The organism is uncultured Wocania sp. (assembly GCF_964021735.1).
Lineage (GTDB): Bacteria > Bacteroidota > Bacteroidia > Flavobacteriales > Flavobacteriaceae > Wocania_A.
Map to the genome: position 1 here is coordinate 1 of NZ_CAXIBN010000235.1, position 3,944 is coordinate 3,944.

Genomic DNA, 3,944 nt, shown 5'->3' on the forward strand with positions numbered 1-3,944 from the left:
CAAGGAACAACACAAACCATTGAGTGGGTTGTGGGCCAAACTACCAATGGTACTATTAATTGCCAAAATGTTAATATCAAATTATCTACAGATGGATCTACGTTTCCCATAACAATTGTGTCGAACGCACTTAATAATGGTTCTTATACTTTTACTGTTCCTACAATTGCTGACACTGATAAAGCAAGAATATTAGTAGAAGCAGCCGATAATATTTTTTATGATGTTAATGATTTCGAGTTTACCATATCTGCTAATCCAGATTTTTTTATTGTTAATGAAACATTGGCCCCTATTTCCTGTAATGAAGTAACTGCTACTTATACTTTTGATTACGTTACCGCAAATGGTTTTTCAGAAAACACCACATTTAGTGCTTCAGGAAATCCTGGAGCCTCAACAGTTTCGTTTTCACCAACCAGTAGGACAACTTCTGGCCCCGTAACCATGACCATCTCTAATTTAAACACTGTACCACAAAATAACTATACGCTAACCATAACAGGAACGCCAACTGTGGCTTCTCCTAAAAATAAAAATATAGCTTTTCCTTTTTTTAATGGTAATTGTACCTCAGTTGCAGATACAACATATGATACAAGTACTACATTCGTTGAGTTTAGTGCCATTAATAATGCTTCTGCAAAACCTTCGGGTTATTCTGATTACACCTCTATATCTACAAGTGTAAATAGAAATAGCACATATAATTTAAATGTAAATGTTAATACTGCTGGTAATTATGGAACAAAAACTATTGTGTGGATAGATTGGAATCAAGATTGTGATTTTGATGATGCAGGCGAAGAATATAATTTAGGCGATGCACTTAATGTAACTGATGGAGCAACCGGTAACTCTCCGCTTTCAGTTACAATTCCACCTGATGCTATTTTAGGAAGTACTTTAATGCGAGTTTCAACAAAATATGAAGGTAATTTTGGTGGAGAAGTTCCAACTGCTTGCGAAAATGGGTTTGATGGAGAAGTTGAAGATTACACGATTAATGTGCAAGCTTCTTTAACGATTGAAGAATTTGGTTTTGAAAATTTTACGGTTTTCCCTAATCCAAATAAAGGCGAGTTTACCATAAAATTAAATAGCTCGTTATCTAGCAATATTAATGTAGAAGTTTATGATTTAAGAGGAAGAGCTATTTATAAAAACAAATACAAAAATGCTGGTGATTTTAATGAAAAAATAAACTTAAACCATGTACAATCTGGAATGTATATTTTAACAGTAAAAGATGATAAACGAAAATCTACTAAAAAGATAATAGTTGAATAAATAAAAAAGGGAAGATTAAATCTTCTCTTTTTTATTTTCCGTTAAAAGCATTCATAGTGTTATTTATCCCTGCCAATGCAAAAGATTTTATTAGCTCTACAGACTTGTTTAATCGTTCTGTTAGCTTCTCATTTTCATCTTCTGTCCATTCCCCTAAAACATAATCAACCTGTCTTCCTTTGCTGAAAGCATCACTTATTCCAAATCTAAAACGGTTATATTTTGTGGTATTTAGTTTATTTTGAATATCTTTTAATCCATTATGTCCACCATCGCTTCCTTTAGTTTTTAAACGAATACTTCCAAAAGGTAAATTCAAATCGTCCGTAATAACTAGTACATTTTCTAAAGGAATTTTTTCTTTTATTAACCAATATTGAACCGCTTTTCCGCTTAAATTCATATAAGTGTTTGGTTTTAAAAATATAAATGTTCGCCCTTTTAATTTATATGTGGTAATGTCTCCTAATTTTTGAGTCTCGAAAACCAAGTTTTCTTTATTAGCAAAATAATCTAAAACTTTAAAACCAATGTTGTGTCTAGTATTTTGATACTTTTCTCCTATATTTCCTAAACCAACTATTAAATACTTCTTCATATAATCTGTATCTTTTATATGTTCTTTCTTTTTAAATAATTTGATTAAAAATTGACACATAAAAGTTTAGTTTGTGTAAAAATAAAAAAGCATCCTGAATAAAACAGGATGCTTTTTATATTAAATTTAGAATAAATTATCTATTCTTGAGCTGTAGTCTCTTCTGCTGGTGTATCAGCACTTGTTCCCTCTGCACCTTCTTCTACTTCTTCCTCATCTTCCTCATCAACAATTGCTACTCTAGATGTACTCACTCGACATACTACAGTATTATCGTTATGTAAAAAAGTATAACCTTCACTTGGTAAATCACCAACTGCTACTTTGTCACCAATTTTTAAAGGTGTAATATCGATTTCTATAAAATCTGGTAGGTTTGCAGGAAGTGCTTTAATACGTAATTTTCTGTTGTTTCTTCTTAAAACACCACCGTTTTTAACACCTCTTGAATTACCAACAAGTTGTACAGGAATATTTAAAGCAATTTCTTTATCTTCAAATAATTGATAGAAATCTACGTGTAAGATTCTGTCTGTTACAGGATGAAATTGAATGTCTTGTAATACCGCATTTAAAGTTTCACCGCTATCTAAATTAATCACAACTGTATGCGCATTAGGCGTGTATACAAGTTTAGAGAAAGCTAATTCGGGTGCAGAGAAATGCACTGGTTTATCTCCTCCGTATAATACGCAAGGAACCTGACCAGCATTACGTAAGGCTTTCGTTGCTTTTTTGCCTACGCTTTCTCTTTGAGATCCGTTGATTGTAATTGATTTCATTTGTTTATTTATATAATTTAATTAATATTCTTTTTTAGTTTCAACTACAAATTTATGGTAGTTGAGCATTTCGACTTCGCTCAATGTAAACCTAAGTCGAAACTACATTACAAATTGAGAACTAATTGATTTGTTATGATGTACTTTATGCATAACATTTGCGAATAATTCTGCACAACTCAAAACTCTTACTTTATTACTTTTTTGTGTTAAAGGAATTGAATCTGTTACTATTAATTCTTCTAATTTTGAGTTATCTAATTTTTTATAGGCATCACCAGACAAAATAGGATGTGTACAAATGGCTCTTACACTTAATGCGCCTCTTTCCATCATTAAATCTGCTGCTTTTGTTAATGTCCCTGCTGTATCAACCATATCATCAACCAAAACCACATTTTTACCTTCTACATTACCAATCAATTCCATATGAGAAATCACATTAGCTTTTGCTCGCTGCTTATAACATATTACCACATCGCTTTCTAAAGCTTTAGAATAAGCATAAGCTCTTTTAGAGCCGCCCATATCTGGCGAAGCAATAGTTAAATTTGGCAGGTTTAAGTTTTTTAAATAAGGTAAGAAAATAGTAGAAGCAAATAAATGATCTACAGGTTTTTCAAAAAACCCTTGTATTTGATCTGCATGCAAATCCATAGTAATAATACGAGTCGCACCTGCTGCTTCTAACATTTTTGCTACTAATTTTGCAGCAATAGGGACTCTAGGTTTATCTTTTCTGTCTTGTCTTGCCCAACCAAAATATGGCATTACTGCTGTAATATGTCTTGCAGATGCACGTTTTGCAGCATCAATCATTAGCAATAGTTCCATTAAATTTTCAGAACTAGGATTTGTAGATCCTATAATAAAAATTCGTGTTCCTCTTATTGACTCCTCATAAGATGGCTGAAACTCACCATCGCTATATGTTGAAGTAATTACATTTCCTAAACTTGCCCCATATGCAGTTGCAATATTTTTAGCAAGTTCTGTACTTTGTGTACAAGAAAAAATTTTAGCTTCTGTTATAACGTTTGGCATGGATAACTAGTTGTTTTATAGCGCAAAACAGCACCTTATTTTTATCGAGGTGCAAATTTATACATTTATTTTAACCTAAAAAGTATATTGACTAGTATTTTTATGCTTAATATCGAAAAAAACTATATTTTTGCTATCCAAAATAAGCTCAAGTGGCGGAATTGGTAGACGCGCTGGATTCAAAATCCAGTTTCTTCGGAAGTGTGGGTTCGATTCCCACCTTGAGTACA

At 32.2% G+C, this 3,944-nt stretch carries 4 protein-coding genes and 1 tRNA gene; 2 read left to right on the forward strand and 3 right to left on the reverse strand.

Annotated features, from left to right (window positions below):
- On the forward strand, positions 1 to 1,290 hold a 1,290-nt coding region (locus AADI82_RS14210), incomplete at its 5' end, for a T9SS type A sorting domain-containing protein (RefSeq protein ID WP_341217082.1).
- 31 nt (positions 1,291 to 1,321) lie between these two features.
- On the opposite strand, the gene pth is transcribed toward AADI82_RS14210, so the two are convergent.
- From pth to AADI82_RS14225, 3 genes are all read right to left on the reverse strand, one after another.
- Positions 1,322 to 1,948 carry an aminoacyl-tRNA hydrolase gene (gene pth / locus AADI82_RS14215; protein ID WP_341217083.1) on the reverse strand — a complete coding sequence of 209 codons (627 nt, stop codon included), beginning with the start codon at positions 1,946 to 1,948 and terminating at the stop codon, positions 1,322 to 1,324.
- Positions 1,949 to 2,028: 80 nt separating this feature from the next.
- Positions 2,029 to 2,670, reverse strand: a complete 642-nt coding sequence (locus tag AADI82_RS14220; RefSeq protein WP_341217084.1) for a 50S ribosomal protein L25/general stress protein Ctc — start codon at positions 2,668 to 2,670, stop codon at positions 2,029 to 2,031.
- 102 nt (positions 2,671 to 2,772) lie between these two features.
- Entirely contained in the window at positions 2,773 to 3,714 is a 942-nt protein-coding gene (locus tag AADI82_RS14225) for a ribose-phosphate pyrophosphokinase (protein ID WP_034042156.1), read from the reverse strand.
- A 146-nt stretch (positions 3,715 to 3,860) separates the two neighbouring features.
- Here AADI82_RS14225 and AADI82_RS14230 point away from each other — a divergent pair.
- Positions 3,861 to 3,942 (forward strand) — tRNA-Leu (locus AADI82_RS14230).
- The last annotated feature ends 2 nt before the right edge of the window (positions 3,943 to 3,944 follow it).

Bases quoted from the DNA above. Each gene is read 5' to 3' on its own strand.
- pth (WP_341217083.1), bottom strand. From the start codon at position 1,948: ATGTGTCAATTTTTAATCAAATTATTTAAAAAGAAAGAACATATAAAA.
- AADI82_RS14220 (WP_341217084.1), bottom strand. From the start codon at position 2,670: ATGAAATCAATTACAATCAACGGATCTCAAAGAGAAAGCGTAGGCAAA.
- AADI82_RS14225 (WP_034042156.1), bottom strand. From the start codon at position 3,714: ATGCCAAACGTTATAACAGAAGCTAAAATTTTTTCTTGTACACAAAGT.